Here is a 19,728-nt window from a genome sequence, read left to right on the forward strand (position 1 = left end):
CCTTACCCGAAGCAGGGCTTCGGGTAAGGGTGTTTGATGGTTAGTAAACGATTTCTAGGGTGGCGGAGCCATCGAGAGCGACTTCGCTGGACAGATCAAGCGAGTCGGCTCGGGCGATGAAGGTTTCTACCCCCATATCGGATACCAGATCCTTGATGGCGATAGGAAGGGGAGTGCCAGTTAGTGAGCCAAACGCATAAATGCCCTCTGGGGTCCACGTTGGCCTGGTAGACCAGTTGCCACCATTATTATAGGAGACCAAGGACCGGACAGGTACGCCGTCAGCGTTCAGGTTTGCAAATCGACCTTGAAAACCGCCAAGCTTCTGATCGCCATTGATCTTGCCCAAGCCGAACAAAGCTCCTTCATCATAATCCGATCCCATTCGGTTATCGGTCGACTTTAGCGTGAACACTGTTGCTGAATCGCAGTTCACGGAGAACTGCATCGACTGTGTGGGGAGCCGAGTTGGCTTGGTCTGATTCAAATCCCTGGATGCCAACTTGCCATGATCGATGATTCCGCCACCGGACAGTGTAGGCAGGCAAGCCGCAGGCGTAATAAGTCCCTTCACGGTCAAATCAGTGCTCGAACCCGCCATTGTGTAAGGCGCAATGCCGATCAGCGCGGTAGCGGAAAGTGCTGCAATATATTTCTTCATCTTTAGTTTCTCACTTCAGTGATTGTTCCTGTCTCCACAGGGAAGCTGTAATGCCTCCCGCTTTGACAGAGTTTGGTTAAGTATTACGGGTGAAACATCGGGATAGTCGTTGCGTCACTTATGTAGAGCGAGTGCTTCGTTCAAGTTGTTTGCAGGTCGCTGACGCCCTCTGGCTCTGGCGTATCTGCGGCCTAGTAATGGATTTCCAGGGTTGTCGAGCCGTCGAGAGGAACTTCGTTGGTCAGGTCGAGTGAATCAGCCCGGGCGATGTAAGTTCTGACCACTAGATTTGAGGTCAAGTCCTTAATGGCTATTGGAGTTTCAGCGCTTGGGGAACCGAATGCGTAAATTCTCAAGGGCCGCAGGTAGCTGTTGAAATACCAGGAACCGCCATTGTCTGAGGAGGCCAGCGTACGTACGGCCGCGCCGTCCGCTAAGGCGTTTTGGAACACCCCATCAAAACCGCCAAGCTTTTGATTACCGTCGATTTTCCCCAGGCCGAAGAAATCCGATTCGGAGCTGGAGTCTGGTCGGTTATCGACGGGTTTCAGGGTGAAAACTGTCGCTGATTCGCAGTTCACGGAGAAATGTAAAGTCTGGTCTGGCAAAGATGTATTCGACGTCTGTTTCAGATCCTTCGACTCAATTTTTCCGTGATCGACAATCCCCCCGCCGGTTACTGCCGGCAGGCACGCCGCTGGCGTTATAAGGCCCGTCACGGTCAAATCAGTGCTCGAAGCCGATGCAAAAGGCGCAACGCCGATCAACACGGTGGTGGAGAGTGCTACCAGATACTTCTTCATCATTGTTTAATCACTCGTATGATTAGTTGCCTGCAATCGGCGAGGCGCCCAATGCACCCTCACCTTGATCAGGATCGGTATGGGTATTACAGGTAAATAATCTCGATCGTCCCGGCCCCATCAATGTTGATGGCGCTGCTCAGATCCAGGTTGTTGGTCGGGGCGATGACAGCGTTAACCGTCACCCGTGTGCTGAGTGTCTGGATAAGTACCGGCCCGGCAGTGCTGCCGGCGCTGTCGGTAAAGGCCAGGTAGCTGGCCTTGCCGATGGGAATTGGATTGGCACTGCTGGTACTCCAGGCGTTGCCGCTGGTGGTGGAGTCGGTTCGGTACAGGCGGGGGAAGCTGTCGGCGCTGGCGTCCTTGGGGTCGAAGTTCAACGAGTACAGGCCGATCTTGTTATCGCGACTGTCCTTGCCCAGGCCGTAGTAGATCTCGCTGTCGACGGTGGCCGAGCCCGCGCGGTTGTCGTGCATGACCAGGGCGAACGCGCTGGGGGCGTCGCAGCCGACGGTCAGGGTCAATGACCTGGGTGGCAGGCGCGTGCTACTGGCAGCATTCAGGTCTTTTTTCGACAGGGTGCCGAAGTCGACCAGGCCGCCATTGGACAGCATCGGTTCGCAGGCGGCCGGAGCGAATCGGGCAGCCAAAGTCACCTCGCGCGCCAGGTTGGCGCCGATGGCATCGAACACCCCGGACTTCTCCCAGGTGACGGCGTCTCGCAGCTGCATGCCTTGCTCCTGCACCCACGCCGTCACCTCCAGTTGCGCGGAAAAAGTGCGACCTTGGGCAGGCGCGGCGGCCTGTACTGGAACCACCCCGTGGCCCGGGCGCCAGGTCAGTGTCGAGGCGGTTTCCACGGGCGGCTGCCCCGCAGCGGCGATCAAGCCGATATCGACTGATTGACCATCGAGCACAGCATCGCGAATGCGTATCCGATAGCTGCCGCGCTCGGCAAAGTGAAAGCGCTCGGCGGTCGCGGCCATGGCCCGGTAGAACAGGCTCATATCGGTTGGCTGCGCACAGCTCAGGTTCAGGCTCAGGTTGCGCACACCCAGGTTGCGCTCAGGTGCGCCATCGGGCCGTATTGCCCGGTTCATCAGCCCATAGTCGAGTAGCGGCTGACTCAGGTTGAGCCGACATTCCTCGGCCATGGCCGGCAAGGTCAACGCACTTGAAATCAGGGGCGCGAGGATCAGCAGGGAGCGTGGCAAGTTCATTGGATCATCCTCAAAGCGTCCGGCACTTGGCGGGGGCGGTTTCGTAGTAGGCGTTGGTGTCGGCATCCGCCGGCAATTCGAAACTCAGCTCGCAGCGCTCCAGCCCCGGCGCCGTTATCCACAACGCGCGGCGGTCGAGGACGTTGGGCACGAACACCAGGCCGCCGTCCTGCACCAGCGTCACGAACTCGCCGTCCTCGGTATTCACGGATGCTCCGCGAGGCAGCGGAGCGCCGTTGGCGGTAGTTGCCTTGAGCAACGCGCGACGGGTCATGCTGATGCCGAACTCGACCTTGTCGACGGCACCACGCCCGGCTGAGATCACCGCCAGGCCGTTGTTGATGTCGGCGTTGCGCGGCAGGGATTTGGTGTCGACTTCCACGGGGCTGCGGCCGTACGCCGCGACTTGCGGGACCACCGCCTGACCCTGCCAGTCGGTCCATACCGGGCCGCTGGGCGTGGACACCTTGATCGCGCCCATGTCACCCACCGACAGCAGGGCGAAGGTGTCGCTTATCGGGTACGGCGACAGGGTCACGCCGCCGCCGTGAAACACGGCACCGCCGCGAGCGCTGGCCTGGTAGCTGGAACGGTCGGCGTCGGTGCGGGTGTAGTTCAAATCGAGCTGGGTGTAGCGCGGCAGAACGGATACGCCGGCGGTGGATTGCACCTGCCGGTCGCGGGTGTCATGTTCCACGCCGACCCGATAACCGAACTGATCGTTGACCCTTTCGCTCAAGCCCACGCCGCTGCGGTATTCGCCGTCGGAACTGCGCACCCAGGTGCGCGCCCGGCGGTTTTCCCCCAGAGGTATGCTCAGGTTCAAATAGACGCTGTCATCGTTGCGGTTGGCGCCGCTGACCTGCCACTCGGCCGTCGCCGAGAGCGATACTCCAGCGATGCTGGTACCCCAGGACGCGATGGCGCGGCTGCTGCTCTGGCCATCGAACGAACTGGACCGGCTCAAGCCGCTGCTGAAGGCGCCAAGCCAAGGGTGCGACCAGGACAAGGCCGCGCTCTGTTGATCGCGATAACGGGATTTGCTGTTGTCGTAGCTGTCGTCGTACACCGCGTCTTCCAGCTCGCGGTAACCAACCGTGCGGTAAGAACTGCCGGCGTTGAGCGCCCACTGGTCGTTCAACCGATGCGACATGCTGAGGTCAGCCTGAACGCCCTTGCTGGGTCGTCGGCCACTGGCGTCAGCGCCGGTCAGCGTGGCTTGTACCTGGGTGAAGGGCGAGGGGAGCAGGCCGACGCCGACACCCGCCGCGCGGTAATCATCGGCGCCGGTCAGGCCGGTGCTGAGCAGCACTTGCGGGGTGAGCGCGCCGCTCCAGCCGCCGCTGATCACCCAGGGATCACTGCCCTGGGTATCACCGACACTGCGCACGCGCCCGGCCGCCAGCGAATAACCGGGTGCCGGCAGGCCAATACCGAGCATGGCCGCTGGCACCGTGAAACTGCGCTCGCTGCCGTCGGCCTCCTTGATCGTGACTTCGACATCGGAACGAGTGTTGAGGCGCCGTACGTTAGTCAGCGCAAACGGCCCGGCGGGCACCACGGTGGAATGGATCAGCGAGCCGTTTTGTCGAACCTCGACCTGCGCCTGGCTGTTGGCAATCCCCTCGATCACTGCGCCTTGCGCTTCGGCTTGCAATGCCTGTTCGTTGAGCACCTGCACGCCGGTGATCTGCGCCCCGGCCAGGACCGGGTTGTAGAGGTTGATCTGCCCCGCCTGCAGCACTGCTTCCTGGCTGGCAAAGGTGCGCTGGGCGTAGGCCGCAATGTGCGTCGTACGGGAGACATCGTCCTGCCAGGTTTGCACCTGGCGACTGCGCACGATCCAGTCACCGGCGTTAAATCCGAGTTCGGTATTGGCCGAGGCGTAGCGACTCGCCTGGTCGCCATAACGGCTGTGCAGACCGGTGACGTCGTAGTTGATCAGGCCGGCCACGCCACCGGTTTGATAACCGGTGAAATCACGGGCAGTCGGGCGTATCGAGTCGGTGGGTACGATCAGGGACAGGGCCAGGTTGGCGGGGTCCGGCTCGATGACGGTCTGCGGCGCGGTGCCGAGAAAGTCATGGCATTGCCCGTCGTCGAGCTTACCCGTCGGTAGGTTCAGATTGGCCGCATCCAGCAGACCGCGGTCGAAGCACAGCGAGCCCTGGTCATTGAAGGCGACATCGACCCGACCGTGGCGCTGGCCATTAACAGTGAGCGTGACCGGGTGCCGGCCGGCGGTGAACTGCGGCGCCTGCATCAGCTGGGTCGCCAGCGCCGGATCAATGCCGCGCTGCAGCAACGTGTCCTTGTCGAACGATGCCGGCGACGCGACATCAGCGTAGGCATTGAACGTCAGCCACACGTTGCTTAGCAGCACCACTATCAGGAGCCACGTTCGCTTCAATTGGGGGCGAGCCCTGGCACGAATAACAGGCACGGCTTCGCCATCACGGTAAATCAGTACTGTGTTCATCGGGCTCACTTGGGGTATCCCGGCGTGCTTTCCTGCGGCGCTCGGGCTTTAGATACGTTCATGGCGAAGAACAGATTCATCGCCTTGCAACGTTGGCGCTCACGGTTCCCTTGGAGCGCTATGAATGAGTTCAGGCTTCAGGATTTGATCGGCGCCTCGTAATACGGCACCGCAAAACCATAGACCGTTGCCGGTTGAAAACGCACCTGGGTGGCGTTGCCATCAGGCACCTTGATGCTCAGGTGCTCGCCAGGCAGCACGTAGGTTTTAGGCAACATCGCATTGCCCGCCGCAGGTAGTAATTGCACTTCCTGACCGAGGCGTACCACATAGGGTGTGTCATTGCGCACAGTCAGCTGGCCCTCTTTCAGCGACCATTTAAGGTCAGTCCAAGGTGTGCGATTGGGCGCGAGGCCCTTGGGATGAAGAATCACCGGCAGGTTTTGCCGCACCGTCACCCCGACTCGAGCCTGCCCCGCTTCGGCAGCAGGTTTGCCCTGGGGGATGCCTTCAAAGATCACCCGTTTTAAACGCTGGGTGAGCAGCGGTTTATCCGTCTGCAGAATGAACCGCACCAATTGGCTCTTGCCGGCCTCGACACGGGCCAGCGGCGGCGTGACAAACACCAGGGGTTCGCTGTCCTCGGCAATGTCTTCGAGGGTGACGTGCATCAGCGCGAGGTTGGCATCGGTGTTGGTCACCGACACCGACGCTTCTCCGTCAGCCTCGTTGACGATCACCACGGAGGTATCAGGGACCATGCCGTCGGCCTGGGCCTGGGCGCCCACCAGCAAGGCAAGCGCGCCGATGCCACTGTGCAGCAGGCGGCGGTGGAAAATGGAAAACATCGTCATGACGTATCTCGTTTGAGTGTCCGGGTAAAAAAACGGTGTGATACCGATCGTCAATAATTCAGCTGCACGGTGACGTGCCCGTCGATGGGGACTTCGTCAGTCAGTGTCAGGTCGTCGGCGCGCACGATGGTGGTAAATGCGGTCAGCCGCGCTTGCAGATCCTTGATCGCAATCGGCGTGCTCAGGTCGCTCAAGGCCGCGAATGCGGTCAGGCCGGCGTGCCCCAGGTAGGAAGACACTCGCCAGCTGGCACCGTCGTTGAGGGAAACGATGGTCCTCACCGGGTTTCCATCAGCCACCGTATCGAACAGGCCGAACGCGGCACTGCCCAGTTTCTGGTCATCGTTGATGACGCCCAGCCCGTGACTGTTGGGGTGGAAGGCGGAAGAACCCTGCCGATTGTCGATGGTCGTCAGGGTGAATGGGGTGGCGGCTTCGCAATTCACCTGAAGGGTCAGCGTGCCGTTTTCCAGGGCCGTGGGCCGATCCGGGTTGAGGTCCCTTACGGTCAGTTTGCCGTGATCGACGATGCCACCATCGGACAGGCTGGGTGTGCAGGCTCTGGGGGTAATCAGGCCGGTGACACTTAGCTCGGTATTGCTGGCGGCCAAGGCTGCTGGAGCGCTAGCGATCAACATTGGGGCGATTAAAGCGATTGCGCATCTGTCCATGATGGTTCGTCCTTTGAGTGAGCGGGCAACGCCGGGAGGCTCTGGCTTCACCCGTTTTGATTAAGGAGAGTTACAGGTATTCGATTTGCAGAGTGGCGGAGCCATCAAGTGTCACGTCATCGGTCAGGGTCAGGCTGTCAGCACGGGCAATGGCGGTTTGGATTGCAACATCCAGCGTGACGTTTTGCAGGAAGTCCGGTGTCCAGGCGGTGCCTATACGATTTCCGACCGCAATCCAATGGTTTGGAGCGATGATGTCGTCCTCGTGGAGTCGAATCCAGGAACTGCCTTCGTTGATGGACGTTAGAGTGAAGACTGGGGCGGCGGCGACAGGGTTGCGGAATCCCAAGTCGTATCCGCCCAATTTTTCATTGGTATTGATCAAACCCAAGCCAAACTGACGCAAAGTATTGGTGTCTCGGCGGTTGTCGATAGACCTGATTGCAAACCGTGTTGACGCCTCACAGTTCACGCTGAGTTGAATGGTTTCTTCTGGTAGAACCGTAGGGGTGGTCTGATTCAGGTCTTTTACGGAAATTTTGCCGTGGTCAACTACTCCGCCCCCGGCCAGGGTCGGTGTACAAGCACCCGGAGTGATAACACCGGTTACTGTCAGGTCAGTACTGGACGCCGCGAACGCAGACGATGCTCCAGTTAGGACAAGTGCGGCGGTCAGAAGAGATAAATGTTTATTCATGTGTAGCACTACCTTGATGAGATTGATGGGCTCTGCCCAGTGTGTGTGGGCGCAATCTATCGATCGAGATAGCCAGGTGAAATGCAACAAATACGAAAAACGGACTGGGTGGTACAAGAAAGTGTGAGTTCGGAAGAAATTTCCGTTTAAGCCGTATTTTCTGTAGTCCTATCGCGTGGCCGTTGTAGGTAAATCGCGTAGGAGATTTTTTTCTTTTTTGTAGGAAAAAAGAGAGGGCCCCGAAAGTATTGATTATGGCGGTTTAGTGCTGAAAATAAGGTGTTGTAGTGGCGCTATGACAGCGTTATTTTTTTGCGCATTCTTCCATCTAACAGGATAAATCCTACAATGCGTGTAATCATCGCCGACGACCATCCTGTCGTCCGCATCGGGTTGCGGATGCTCGTGAATCTGAACCGGAACTGTGAGGTTGTGGGCGAAGCCGATGGCCCTGACGGCCTGGCGGAACTGCTTGGGAATACCCCTTGCGATCTGTTGGTCACCGACTTTTCCATGCCCGGCAACTCTCAGGCTGATGGCCTGAAAATGCTCAGCCAGGTGCAACGCAGCTACCCGAAGATGAAGATCATCCTGGTGACGATGTTCGCGAACGTCACCACGCTCAGGGCGGCGTTTGCGCACGGGGTCATGGCTATCGTCGCCAAAGGCGCATCGGCGAAGGAGCTGCCGATGGCGATCAAATCGGTCTCGGAGGGCCGTCGATTTATCAGCGAGTCGTTGCGTACTACGCTGCTTCAAGTTGACGCACGAGCGCAGACAACTCTCCCTTCCTTATCGGAAAAAGAGTACGAAGTTGTAAGAATGCTCGCCAGCGGCATGACCGTCAGTGAGATTGCCACCCAGTTCAAACGCAGCGTTTCAACGATAAGCAAACAAAAAAACATGGCCATGCAACGGCTGGGGATTTCCACCGATGTGGATCTGTTTGTCTATGCACGCGAGAGTGGCATGGTGCATTAGTGGTCGTATTCCCGGCGCTGATGTCGGTAGTGTTCCATGGCGTTGTTGACTATGGTGCTGACAATCTTGCGAATCCACCTGCTATCCAGGGAGCCTGTACATGAGTGATGCCCATCAAACATTGATTACCCGGTTCTATGAAGCCTTTCAACGACTGGATGCCGAGGCGATGAGCGCCTGTTACACCGACGATGTGGTGTTCAGTGACCCGGCCTTTGGTGAATTGCGTGGGCGTGACGCCGGTGACATGTGGCGCATGCTGACCACTCGGGCCAGGGATTTTTCCCTGACGTTCGACGAGGTTCGCGCCGACGAGCGTTCCGGGGGTGCTCACTGGGTAGCGACCTACCTGTTCAGCCAGACCGGTAATACCGTGGTCAACGATATTCAGGCGCGGTTCGTGTTTCGCGATGGAAAAATCTGCGAGCATCACGACAGTTTTAGTTTGTGGACCTGGTCGCGGCAGGCGCTGGGTTTCAAGGGCCTGGTGCTAGGCTGGACCCCAGTAGTGCGGAACGCCGTGCGGGCCCAGGCCTTGAAGGGGCTCAAAGCATTTCAGGCGAGTCGCTGATAAGATTGGCACTTGTCTTCCTGAAGCCCTGATCGTCACGTGAATACTCCAAGCGAACCGTGTGTCACTGCCGCCGAGCCGTTGATGCTCAGTAAAACCTGGTTCGTTTATCTCGTTCGCGCAGCCAATGGTTCGCTCTACTGCGGAATCAGCGACGATCCGGTGCGCCGCTTTGCCACCCACCAGCGAGGCAAAGGCGCGCGGTTCTTTCTCTCCAGCCCGGCCGTGGCGCTCGTTTACACCGAAGCCTGCCGGGACAAGGGCGAGGCGTTGCGCCAGGAACGGCTGATCAAGAAGTTGCGCAAAAGCGCGAAGGAATGCCTGGTGGCGACCTTTGCTGCAGGCTTATCAATCTGACTGATCAGTTCCCATCAGGCTGACCCGTAGGCCGCTTGCGGATTGCGCGCTAAGCTGCGGATTCCATATTCGCGCGGCGGAGCCGAGCATGTCCGAGTTGATACTGCATCATTACCCGACTTCCCCTTTCGCCGAAAAGGCCCGCCTGTTGCTGGGGTTCAAGGGGCTGTCCTGGCGCTCGGTGAAGATTTCACCGGTGATGCCCAAGCCTGATCTGACCGCCCTGACCGGCGGTTATCGCAAGACTCCGGTGCTGCAGATCGGTGCGGATATCTACTGCGACACTTCGTTGATTGCCCGTCGTCTGGAGCAGGAAAAAGCCTTGCCTGCGTTCTTTCCGGAAGGTCAGGAAATGATCGTTGCATCGTTTGCCGCCTGGGCGGATTCGGTGGTGTTCCAGCATGCCGTGAGTCTGGTGTTTCAGCCGGAGTCGGTCGCCGTGCGCTTTGCCAGCTTGCCACCGGAAGCGATCAAGGCCTTCCTGGCGGACCGCGCCGGGCTGTTCAGCGGCGGCAGTGCCACGCGGTTGTCCGCCGAGCAAGCCAGGCATCAATGGCCGACGATCATGGCGCGACTGGAACAACAACTGCAGCGTGAGCAGGGTGATTTTCTGTTAGGCGAGCCGTCGATTGCCGATTTCGCGTTAGCCCACCCGATGTGGTTTCTCAAGGCTACGCCGGTCACCTCGCCACTGGTTGATGCTTATCCGGCGGTGTCTGCCTGGTTAGGGCGGGTGTTTGGCTTCGGTCATGGTGCTGCCAGTGAGATGACCGCGGAAGAGGCTCTGGAGGTGGCGCGCAATGCAACTCCGGCGGCGTTGCCCCAGGAACAGTTCGATGAGCCCAACGGTTTCGAGGCCGGTCAGCAGGTGGTCATCGCTGCAACGGATTACGGGGTTGATCCGGTGGCTGGTGAATTGTTGTTCGCGGGGAGCGAGGAGTTGATTCTGCGTCGCGAGGACGAGCGGGGCGGGGTAGTACATGTGCACTTTCCGCGGTTTGGGTTTCGGATCGAACAACGCCAATAGGTCAAAAGATCGCAGCCTGTGGCAGCTCCTACAGGTCTGCGCCGATCTCCTGTAGGAGCTGCCGCAGGCTGCGATCTTTTGATCTTGAACTCACTTCAACGCCGCAAGAATCGCATCCGGGTCATACCCGCGGATCAACGTCCCGTTTACATCGATGATCGGAATCCCCCCACCACCCAGGGCTTCATAAGCCTTACGTGCCTCGGCGTCCTTCTCGATATCAAACTCCTTGAACGGAATACCTTTCTGATCAAGAAACCGTCGGGTCAACTTGCAGTAGCCACACCACTCGGTGGCGTACAGCACCACATTGGCCTTGGCCTGAGTCTGTTCGGACACTACCTGGGACGGATTGAACACCCGTTCGATCTTGCCCCAGTTCTGATAGACCACGACCACCAGCAGGATCAGCAGGAATTTTTTCAATACGCCCTGGAGCATCAGTTGCGCCGCTTCAGCTGGTCGGTGAGCTGGGTCGGCAGACCTTTGATGATCAACGTCCCGGCTTCCTCGTCGTATTCAATCTTCGAGCCGAGCAGGTGCGCTTCAAAGCTGATCGACAAGCCTTCAGCGCGGCCGGTGAAGCGACGGAATTGATTCAGGGTGCGTTTGTCTGCAGGGATCTCCGGGGACAGCCCGTAATCCTTGTTGCGGATGTGATCGTAGAACGCCTTTGGGCGCTCTTCGTCGATCAGCTCGGACAGCTCTTCCAGGCCCATGGGTTCGCCCATTTTCGCCTGGCTGCTGGCGTAGTCCACCAGGGTCTTGGTTTTCTCCCGGGCCGACTCTTCCGGCAAATCTTCGCTTTCAACGAAGTCACTGAAGGCCTTGAGCAGGGTGCGGGTTTCGCCGGGGCCATCCACGCCTTCCTGGCAACCGATGAAGTCGCGGAAATACTCCGAAACTTTTTTCCCGTTCTTGCCTTTGATAAACGAAATGTACTGCTTGGACTGCTTGTTGTTCTGCCACTCCGACACGTTGATCCGTGCTGCGAGGTGCAACTGGCCGAGGTCCAGGTGACGGGAGGGCGTCACATCGAGCTGATCGGTCACTGCAACGCCTTCGCTGTGGTGCAGCAGGGCGATCGCCAGATAGTCAGTCATGCCCTGCTGATAATGCGCGAACAGCACGTGGCCGCCCACCGAGAGGTTGGATTCCTCCATCAGCTTCTGCAGGTGTTCCACCGCCACGCGGCTGAATGCCGTGAAGTCCTTGCCGCCGTCCAGGTACTCCTTCAGCCAGCCGCTGAACGGATGTGCCCCGGACTCGGCATGGAACAAGCCCCAGGCCTTGCCTTGTTTGGCGTTGTAGCTCTCGTTGAGGTCGGCAAGCATGTTCTCGATGGCGCTCGACTCAGGCAGTTCTTCGCTGCGGGCATGCAGAACTGCAGGGGTGCCGTCGGGTTTCTTGTCGATCAGGTGGACGATGCAATGGCGGATCGGCATGGGCTTCTCGGCTGATTGTAGAGAGGAGGGCAGGCTCCCCGAAAAAGCGTCCAGTGTACCGTGTAATCACGCCGTAGGGCGCCCCCCCGTAGGAGCTGCCGAAGGCTGCGATCTTTTGGTTTTGATTTAAAAAACAAGATCAAAAGATCGCAGCCTTCGGCAGCTCCTACAGGGTTGAAAGGGCATTTTGGGGCAGTGAAATGGGCCTTATGCTGTTTTTTAACGTTTTAGAGCAATAAAGCTGACCAAATGGGTAGCTAGAGGCGGATATTTCCCCGTCTCTGTGCTAGTTTTGCCCGGTCTTACGCGAAGTCACTGCGTTAAGCGTGCATTCAGCATTTGTCAGGTCGAACCAAACCCTGATTTCGGTATCTATAACCCCGATCCCGTGGTTATTGGCCGAGGGTGCCAGATCCAGAAGATCGGGCTCGATGGCTGACACTGCACTCTGCAATCCATATGAATTTGATAGGGAAGGAACACTACATGGCTCTTACTAAAGACCAACTGATCGCCGACATCGCTGAAGCTATCGACGCGCCAAAAACCACCGCGCGTAACGCTCTGGACCAACTGGGCCAAATCGTTGCCGATCAGCTGGAAAACGGCGGCGAAATCACTCTGCCAGGTATCGGCAAGCTGAAAGTGACCGAGCGTCCTGCCCGCACTGGCCGCAACCCTTCGACTGGCGCTGCCATCGAAATCGCTGCCAAGAAAGTTATCAAGCTGGTTGTGGCCAAAGGCCTGACCGACGCTGTTAACAAGTAAGACGTGTAAAAAAACCGCGCTCTGGAGTGATCCAGGCGCGGTTTTTTTGTGCCTGGGATTTGGCGACTAACCCGCAGGCACTACTAATTTTCTGTAGGAGCGAGCCTGCTCGCGATAGCGTCGTATCAGTCGACATCATCGTTAACTGACACGCAGCCATCGCGAGCAGGCTCACTCCTACAGTTGATCTGCGGCAGTCAATTACTCAGCTTTTTTTAACCCAACGCTGGCGCCAGACTTGCTGCTCGCTCTTGGTCTGGAACGTCCAGGCGACGAAACGACTTTTCTTCTGGCCCTGGGACATTTCCACGACCTGGCTCTCCAGTACTCCGGCCTTTTTCAGGGCGATTTCGATGGCCGGCAGGTTTGAAGCCTTGGACACCAGGGTACTGAACCACAACACCTTGTGCTGGAAGTGCGCGCTTTCCGCGATCAGTTGAGTCACGAACCGCGCTTCACCGCCTTCGCACCACAGTTCGGCAGACTGGCCGCCGAAGTTCAGCACCGGCAACTTGCGTTTCGGGTCGGCTCGGCCCAGTGCGCGCCATTTGCGTTCGCTGCCCTTGGTCGCTTCGTCCATCGAGGCGTGGAATGGCGGGTTGCACATGGTCAGGTCAAAGCGTTCGCCGGGCTCCAGCAAGCCCAGCAGGATATGCTTGGGGTTGCTTTGCAGGCGCAACTGAATGGCTTTGTTCAGCCCGTTGGACTGCACGATGGCCTTGGCAGCGGCTACGGCGGTCGGATCGATTTCCGAGCCGAGGAAGTGCCAGCGGTAGTCGCTGTAGCCGATCAACGGGTAGACGCAGTTGGCGCCCATGCCGATGTCGAGCACCTTCACCGGAGCGCCGCGGGGGATTTCACCGTCGTTGACGCTGGCCAGCAGGTCGGCCAGGAAGTGCACGTAGTCGGCCCGCCCCGGAACCGGCGGGCACAGGTAATCTGCCGGGATGTCCCAATGGGCCACGCCGTAGAATGACTTGAGCAGCGCCCGGTTGAACACCCGCACCGCGTCCGGGCTGGCGAAGTCGATGCTTTCCTTGCCGTACGGGTTGATGATCACGAATTTTGCCAGTTCCGGCGTGGTCTTGATCAGCGCCGGGAAGTCGTAACGACCCTGATGGCGGTTGCGCGGATGCAGGCTGGCCTTTTCACGGGGCTCCACGGCGGTGGCCGGGGTGGCGGAGTCAGGCTTCTTGCGCGCAGGGCGGGGTGTGCGGGGGGCGTTCATGGGTGTGGTCGATTCGGGTATGGCTGAAAGTGGGGGGCATTGTCCCACATTAGCTCCTCGATGACGCATATCCCCTGTAGGAGCTGCCGAGAGGAACGAGGCTGCGATCTTTTGATCTTGATTTTTTAAGATCAAAAGATCGCAGCCTTCGGCAGCTCCTACAGGGGGATTTGGGTGTTCGGGGAATGGGTGGGCATAAAAAAGGGAGGCCACTTGGGCCTCCCTTTTTCATTGCGATTCGCCGTTACAGACTGGCGATCCGAGCGTGCTGCTCGGCCAGCTTGCCCAAAGCCTGTTCGGCTTCAGCCAGTTTGGCGCGTTCCTTCTCGATGACTTCGGCCGGAGCCTTGTCGACGAAACCGGCGTTCGACAGCTTGCCGCCGACCCGCTGGACTTCACCCTGCAGGCGCAGGATTTCCTTGTCCAGACGTGCCAGTTCGGCAGCCTTGTCAATCAGGCCGGCCATCGGCACCAGCACTTCCATCTCGCCAACCAGCGCGGTAGCGGACAGCGGTGCTTCTTCGCCGGCAGCCAACACAGTGATCGATTCGAGGCGAGCCAGCTTTTTCAGCAGGGGCTCGTTCTCGGTGAGGCGGCGCTGGTCTTCGGCGCTGACGTTTTTCAGGAACAGGTTCAGCGGCTTGCCCGGACCGATGTTCATTTCGGCGCGGATGTTGCGCGTGCCGAGCATCAGCGTCTTCAGCCATTCGATGTCATCTTCGGCTGACGGATCGATGCGCTCTTCATTGGCCACTGGCCAAGGTTGCAGCATGATCGTCTTGCCCTCGACGCCGGCCAGCGGCGCGATGCGCTGCCAGATTTCTTCGGTGATGAACGGCATGAACGGGTGCGCCAGGCGCAGCGCCACTTCCAGTACGCGAACCAGCGTGCGACGGGTGCCACGCTGACGCTCTACCGGGGCGTTTTCGTCCCACAGCACTGGCTTCGACAGTTCGAGGTACCAGTCGCAATACTGGTTCCAGATGAACTCGTACAAGGCTTGTGCCGCCAGGTCGAAACGGAACTGGTCGAGTTGACGTGTCACTTCGGCTTCGGTGCGTTGCAGCTGCGAGATGATCCAGCGATCCGCCAGGGATAGTTCGTAGGCCTCGCCGTTCTGGCCGCAGTCTTCGCCCTTGTCCAGAACATAACGCGCGGCGTTCCAGATCTTGTTGCAGAAGTTGCGATAGCCTTCGACGCGGCCCATGTCGAACTTGATGTCGCGACCGGTGGAGGCCAGCGAGCAGAAAGTGAAGCGCAGGGCGTCGGTGCCGTAGCTGGCAATGCCTTCGGCGAACTCGTCGCGGGTCTGCTTTTCGATTTTCTTCGCCAATTTCGGCTGCATCAGGCCGGAGGTGCGTTTCTGTACCAGCGCTTCCAGCTCGATGCCGTCGATGATGTCCAGCGGGTCGAGGACGTTGCCCTTGGACTTGGACATTTTCTGGCCCTGGCCATCACGCACCAGGCCGTGTACGTACACGGTCTTGAACGGAACCTGCGGCGTACCGTCCTCGTTCTTCATCAGGTGCATGGTCATCATGATCATCCGGGCGACCCAGAAGAAGATGATGTCGAAACCGGTGACCAGCACGTCGGTGGAGTGGAATTTCTTGAGGAATTCGGTCTGCTCAGGCCAGCCCAGGGTGGAGAACGTCCACAGGCCGGAACTGAACCAGGTGTCCAGGACGTCGTTGTCCTGTTGCAGTGCAACGTCCGGGCCGAGGTTGTGCTTGGCGCGCACTTCGGCTTCGTCGCGACCTACGTAGACCTTGCCCGACTCGTCGTACCAGGCCGGAATCCGGTGGCCCCACCACAGCTGGCGGCTGATGCACCAATCCTGGATGTCGCGCATCCACGAGAAGTACATGTTTTCGTATTGTTTCGGCACGAACTGGATGCGGCCGTCTTCAACGGCAGCAATGGCAGGTTCGGCCAAGGGCTTGGTCGACACGTACCACTGGTCGGTCAGCCACGGCTCGATGATGGTGCCGGAGCGATCGCCTTTCGGTACTTTCAGGCCGTGGTCATCCACGCTTACCAGCAGGCCGGCAGCGTCGAACGCAGCGACGATCTGCTTGCGCGCTTCGAAGCGGTCGAGACCGGCGTACTCGGCCGGGATCTTGCCGTCGATGCTCTCGTTCAGCGTGCCGTCGAGGTTGAACACCTGGCAGGCCGGCAGGACGGCGGCGTTCTTGTCGAAAATGTTCAGCAGCGGCAGGTTGTGGCGCTTGCCGACTTCATAGTCGTTGAAGTCGTGGGCCGGGGTGATCTTCACGCAGCCGGTGCCGAATTCAGGGTCGCAGTAATCGTCGGCGATGATCGGGATGCGGCGGCCGACCAGCGGCAGCTCGACAAACTTGCCGATCAGGGCCTGGTAGCGTTCATCGTTCGGGTTAACCGCCACAGCGGCGTCGCCGAGCATGGTTTCCGGGCGAGTGGTCGCGACGATCAGGTAATCATTGCCTTCAGCGGTCTTGGCGCCGTCGGCCAGCGGGTATTTCAGGTTCCACAGGAAACCTTTCTCGTCGTGATTTTCCACTTCGAGGTCGGAAATCGCCGTGTGCAGCTTGGTGTCCCAGTTGACCAGGCGCTTGCCACGGTAGATCAGGCCGTCTTCGTGCAGGCGCACGAACGCTTCCTTGACCGCTTCCGACAGGCCGTCGTCCATGGTGAAGCGCTCGCGGCTCCAGTCCACGGACGAGCCGAGGCGGCGGATCTGCCGGCTGATGTTGCCGCCGGACTGATCCTTCCATTCCCAGACTTTCTCGAGGAATTTCTCCCGGCCGAGGTCGTGGCGATTCTGGCCCTGGGCTTCGAGTTGGCGCTCCACCAGCATCTGCGTGGCGATACCGGCGTGGTCGGTGCCCGGCTGCCACAGGGTGTTGCGACCCTGCATGCGGCGGAAACGGATCAGGGCGTCCATGATCGCGTTGTTGAAACCGTGACCCATGTGCAGGCTGCCGGTGACGTTCGGCGGCGGGATCATGATGGTGTAGGACTCGCCCGCGCCTTGCGGGGCGAAGTAATTCTCTGACTCCCAGGTGTTGTACCAGGAAGTTTCAATGGCGTGCGGCTGGTAGGTCTTATCCATGCGCGGCGGGACCCTATTGGCATTAATTCAGGAAAAGCCGACGAGTATAGCGGGGCGTGGGGCGAAGGGCGAGCAGGGGCGGACGGGGCGCGTCTTCAGGATGGGCGCAAAACCAATGTGGGAGCGGGCTTGCTCGCGAAGGCGGTGTTTCAGATGGCATTGAAGTGCCTGGCACACCGCCTTCGCGAGCAAGCCCGCTCCCACAGGGGAATCAGGTTGATGCAGGTTTATTCGTACTGGCTCAACAACCGCTCCATCCGTGCCGCCAGGCGACGTTTGATTTCGGTTTCGATGTGTGGCGCAAAGTCGTCGATCACGTCCTGCATGATCAGCATTGCCGCAGCGCGCAGTTCGCCGTCCAGGTGCAGCAAGGCATCCGGACCTTTGTCCTCGGCGGTGGGGGCGACTGGGGCAGGGGGCGGCTCGGTGGCGGCTGGCGGGTTGCCGGCGGCCTCGAACAGCATGGGAATCTGTTCCTGATCATCGTCTTCGACCGTGTCGGTCAACAGCGGTGGTTGCAGGTTGTCATCTCCGAGCAGTTGGCGGATCGACTCAAGGTCGTTCAGCAGGTGCGCGGACTGTTGCTGTTTTGGAGTGTCCATCGGAATACTCAGAGTCGCTGTAATCGGTGGTCCTGCAGAGGATAGCCCTGTTCGCGGTAGAAACGGAAACTCTCCCGTGCGGCCTGGCGAATCGCCGGATCTTCCACCACCACTTCCGCCACGCGGGCGAACTGGCTGGCGAAGGCCGGTACTTTCAGGTCGAGATTGACCAATAGATCCTGATGTTGACCGCAGTCGTCACCCAGACCCAGCACAATCAAACCCTCGGGTTCATGTTCCGCCGGACCGTGGGGCACAAAACTTTCGCCCTTGAACGCCCAAAGGCGCGCATCGAGGTCGTCGCGTTGGCTCGCATCGCTGCAATGCAGGTAGATGCGGTGGCCCATGCGCCAGGCTTTGTCGGTGAGCTTGCAGGCGAAGTCCAGCCGCGCCGAGGGATCGGCGCTGGGCAGGATATAAAAATCGACTTTGGTCATTGCAGGTTCCTGGAATCAACTCCAGCGCAATCTGCAGGAGCAAGCTCGCTCCTACAGTGGGCTGATTGATGTTTAGGCTTTGGCGCGGTCCAGCAGGTATTGGGTCAGCAATGGCACCGGACGGCCAGTGGCGCCCTTGTCCTTGCCGCCGCTGGTCCAGGCAGTGCCGGCGATGTCCAGGTGCGCCCAGTTGAGGTTCTTGGTGAAGCGCGACAGGAAGCAGGCGGCGGTGATGGTGCCGGCTTTCGGCCCGCCGATGTTGGCGATGTCGGCGAACGGGCTGTCCAGCTGTTCCTGGTACTCATCGAACAACGGCAGTTGCCAGGCGCGGTCATCGGCAGCCTTGCCGGCGCTCAGCAGTTGGCCGATCAGCTCGTCGTTGTTGCCCAGCAGGCCCGACGTGTGCGCGCCCAGTGCAACGACGCAGGCGCCGGTCAGAGTCGCGATGTCGATCACCGCCTGCGGCTTGAATCGTTCGGAGTAGGTCAGGGCGTCGCACAGCACCAAGCGGCCTTCGGCGTCGGTGTTGAGGATTTCCACGGTCTGGCCGCTCATGGTGGTGACGATGTCGCCCGGACGGGCAGCGTTGCCACTTGGCATGTTCTCGGCGCAGGCGAGGATGCACACCAGGTTGATCGGCAACTTCAGTTCGAGCACGGCGCGCAGGGTACCGAACACGCTGGCAGCGCCGCCCATGTCGTACTTCATCTCGTCCATGCCGGCGCCTGGCTTGAGGCTGATGCCGCCGGTGTCGAAAGTGATGCCTTTGCCGACCAGGGCAAAGGGCTTCTCGGACTTCTTGCCACCGTTGTATTGCATGACGATCAGGAGCGGAGGCTGGGCGCTGCCCTGGCCCACGGCGTAGAACGAGCCCATGCCCAGGTCCTTGATCTTCTTCTCGTCGAGGACTTCGACTTTCAGGCTCTTGAATTCCTTGCCCAGGCTCTTGGCCTGTTCACCGAGGAAAGTCGGGTGGCAGATGTTCGGTGGCAGGTTGCCCAGGTTGCGAGTGAATGCCATGCCGTTGGCGATGGCGGTGGCGTGGGCCACGGCGCGCTCGACTTCGGCCTGGGCGGCCTTGATGGTCATCAGGGTGATTTTCTTCAGGGCCCGGGGCTCGGCTTTCTGGCTTTTGAACTGGTCGAAGGTGTATTCGCCGTCCACCAGGGTTTCAGCCAGCAGGCGAGTCTTGCCATAGCTGTCACGGCCTTTGACCGCGATTTCGTCCAGGGCCAGGACCGCATCGCTACCGTTCAGGCCTTTAAGGGTATTGAGGATGCCGGCAACGATTTTGCGGAACGGCCGATCGCCCAGCTCTTCGTCCTTGCCCACGCCGACCAGCAGCACGCGCTCGGCTTTGAGGTTTGGCAGGCTGTGCAGCAGCAGGCTCTGGCCGACTTTGCCGGAGAGGTCGCCGCGCTTGAGTACTGCGCTGATTGCGCCGCCGCTCAAGGTATCGAGTTGGCTGGCAACGGCGCCCAGTTTGCGGCCTTCGCCGATGGCGACCACCAGCGTGGCGGTTTTCAACGTTTGCGGATTAACGCTCTTTACAACCAGTTCCATGTTGGGGCCCCTGAATCAATGGTCAACACGCAAGCGTCTGAACTTGCCTATAAATAGAAATACGCAAGGCGGCTTGCGACAAAGGCCGCAGTTTGAACCTCGCCGCCCGCGCCTGACAACCCTGGTTGTCACGATCCCCGCTTTTGTAGGAGCGAGCTTGCTCCGGGCGGCGTTCCGACGATGAACCCAAGAGCGCAGTTGGGTGTCAGACTACCCGCGTTATCGTTGACAACCATCGCGAGCAGGCTCGCTCCCACACGGAGAACGCGCGCA

At 59.6% G+C, this 19,728-nt stretch carries 19 protein-coding genes; 5 read left to right on the plus strand and 14 right to left on the minus strand.

Features of this window, described 5'->3' with window-relative positions:
- Positions 1 to 40: 40 nt before the first annotated feature.
- From ACYZTK_RS20375 to ACYZTK_RS20405, 7 genes are all read right to left on the minus strand, one after another.
- The gene (locus ACYZTK_RS20375) at positions 41 to 661 is read right to left on the minus strand and encodes a DUF1120 domain-containing protein (RefSeq protein ID WP_462011475.1); all 621 of its coding nucleotides are present in this window, start codon (positions 659 to 661) and stop codon (positions 41 to 43) included.
- Positions 662 to 852: 191 nt separating this feature from the next.
- On the minus strand, positions 853 to 1,464 hold the full coding sequence (locus ACYZTK_RS20380) for a DUF1120 domain-containing protein (RefSeq protein ID WP_462011476.1): 612 nt from the start codon (positions 1,462 to 1,464) through the stop codon (positions 853 to 855).
- Positions 1,465 to 1,550: 86 nt separating this feature from the next.
- The gene (locus ACYZTK_RS20385) at positions 1,551 to 2,684 is read right to left on the minus strand and encodes a DUF1120 domain-containing protein (RefSeq protein WP_462011477.1); all 1,134 of its coding nucleotides are present in this window, start codon (positions 2,682 to 2,684) and stop codon (positions 1,551 to 1,553) included.
- Positions 2,685 to 2,694: 10 nt separating this feature from the next.
- On the minus strand, positions 2,695 to 5,163 hold the full coding sequence (locus ACYZTK_RS20390; protein WP_462011478.1) for a fimbria/pilus outer membrane usher protein: 2,469 nt from the start codon (positions 5,161 to 5,163) through the stop codon (positions 2,695 to 2,697).
- A gap of 137 nt (positions 5,164 to 5,300) precedes the next feature.
- Positions 5,301 to 6,017 (minus strand): fimbria/pilus chaperone family protein, encoded by a 717-nt coding sequence (locus ACYZTK_RS20395; protein ID WP_462011479.1) that lies wholly within the window; start codon positions 6,015 to 6,017, stop codon positions 5,301 to 5,303.
- A 50-nt stretch (positions 6,018 to 6,067) separates the two neighbouring features.
- On the minus strand, positions 6,068 to 6,688 hold the full coding sequence (locus ACYZTK_RS20400; RefSeq protein WP_462011480.1) for a DUF1120 domain-containing protein: 621 nt from the start codon (positions 6,686 to 6,688) through the stop codon (positions 6,068 to 6,070).
- A gap of 70 nt (positions 6,689 to 6,758) precedes the next feature.
- The gene (locus ACYZTK_RS20405) at positions 6,759 to 7,385 is read right to left on the minus strand and encodes a DUF1120 domain-containing protein (protein ID WP_462011481.1); all 627 of its coding nucleotides are present in this window, start codon (positions 7,383 to 7,385) and stop codon (positions 6,759 to 6,761) included.
- Between the two features lie 348 nt (positions 7,386 to 7,733).
- Between ACYZTK_RS20405 and ACYZTK_RS20410 the strand changes: the two genes are divergently transcribed.
- From ACYZTK_RS20410 to ACYZTK_RS20425, 4 genes are all read left to right on the plus strand, one after another.
- Entirely contained in the window at positions 7,734 to 8,366 is a 633-nt protein-coding gene (locus tag ACYZTK_RS20410; protein WP_462011482.1) for a response regulator, read from the plus strand.
- 100 nt (positions 8,367 to 8,466) lie between these two features.
- Positions 8,467 to 8,937, plus strand: a complete 471-nt coding sequence (locus tag ACYZTK_RS20415; protein ID WP_462011483.1) for a nuclear transport factor 2 family protein — start codon at positions 8,467 to 8,469, stop codon at positions 8,935 to 8,937.
- A 39-nt stretch (positions 8,938 to 8,976) separates the two neighbouring features.
- Positions 8,977 to 9,294, plus strand: coding sequence for a GIY-YIG nuclease family protein (locus ACYZTK_RS20420; RefSeq protein ID WP_462011484.1), 318 nt, complete (start codon positions 8,977 to 8,979; stop codon positions 9,292 to 9,294).
- Positions 9,295 to 9,382: 88 nt separating this feature from the next.
- On the plus strand, positions 9,383 to 10,321 hold the full coding sequence (locus ACYZTK_RS20425) for a glutathione S-transferase family protein (protein WP_462011485.1): 939 nt from the start codon (positions 9,383 to 9,385) through the stop codon (positions 10,319 to 10,321).
- A 90-nt stretch (positions 10,322 to 10,411) separates the two neighbouring features.
- Here ACYZTK_RS20425 and ACYZTK_RS20430 read toward each other — a convergent pair whose 3' ends face one another.
- Both ACYZTK_RS20430 and yejK read right to left on the minus strand, forming a co-directional pair.
- Positions 10,412 to 10,762 (minus strand): glutaredoxin family protein, encoded by a 351-nt coding sequence (locus ACYZTK_RS20430; protein ID WP_462011486.1) that lies wholly within the window; start codon positions 10,760 to 10,762, stop codon positions 10,412 to 10,414.
- Positions 10,762 to 11,766 carry a nucleoid-associated protein YejK gene (yejK, locus tag ACYZTK_RS20435; RefSeq protein WP_462011487.1) on the minus strand — a complete coding sequence of 335 codons (1,005 nt, stop codon included), beginning with the start codon at positions 11,764 to 11,766 and terminating at the stop codon, positions 10,762 to 10,764. The genes ACYZTK_RS20430 and yejK overlap by 1 nt, the downstream gene beginning before the upstream one ends.
- Before the next feature lie 486 nt (positions 11,767 to 12,252).
- Between yejK and ACYZTK_RS20440 the strand changes: the two genes are divergently transcribed.
- A complete protein-coding gene (locus ACYZTK_RS20440) occupies positions 12,253 to 12,534 on the plus strand; it encodes an HU family DNA-binding protein (RefSeq protein WP_007905514.1) in 282 nt (93 codons plus the stop codon).
- Between the two features lie 205 nt (positions 12,535 to 12,739).
- Here ACYZTK_RS20440 and rlmF read toward each other — a convergent pair whose 3' ends face one another.
- From rlmF to ACYZTK_RS20465, 5 genes are all read right to left on the minus strand, one after another.
- On the minus strand, positions 12,740 to 13,762 hold the full coding sequence (gene rlmF / locus ACYZTK_RS20445; protein WP_462011488.1) for a 23S rRNA (adenine(1618)-N(6))-methyltransferase RlmF: 1,023 nt from the start codon (positions 13,760 to 13,762) through the stop codon (positions 12,740 to 12,742).
- Between the two features lie 244 nt (positions 13,763 to 14,006).
- Positions 14,007 to 16,853 carry a valine--tRNA ligase gene (locus ACYZTK_RS20450; protein ID WP_462011489.1) on the minus strand — a complete coding sequence of 949 codons (2,847 nt, stop codon included), beginning with the start codon at positions 16,851 to 16,853 and terminating at the stop codon, positions 14,007 to 14,009.
- 227 nt (positions 16,854 to 17,080) lie between these two features.
- Positions 17,081 to 17,455 carry a DNA polymerase III subunit chi gene (locus tag ACYZTK_RS20455; protein ID WP_462011490.1) on the minus strand — a complete coding sequence of 125 codons (375 nt, stop codon included), beginning with the start codon at positions 17,453 to 17,455 and terminating at the stop codon, positions 17,081 to 17,083.
- An 8-nt stretch (positions 17,456 to 17,463) separates the two neighbouring features.
- Positions 17,464 to 17,892 carry a DNA polymerase III subunit chi gene (locus ACYZTK_RS20460; protein ID WP_462011491.1) on the minus strand — a complete coding sequence of 143 codons (429 nt, stop codon included), beginning with the start codon at positions 17,890 to 17,892 and terminating at the stop codon, positions 17,464 to 17,466.
- A gap of 72 nt (positions 17,893 to 17,964) precedes the next feature.
- Entirely contained in the window at positions 17,965 to 19,455 is a 1,491-nt protein-coding gene (locus tag ACYZTK_RS20465; RefSeq protein ID WP_462011492.1) for a leucyl aminopeptidase, read from the minus strand.
- Positions 19,456 to 19,728 lie beyond the last annotated feature (273 nt).

The sequence above is a fragment of the Pseudomonas sp. LB3P31 genome (genome assembly GCF_054897945.1).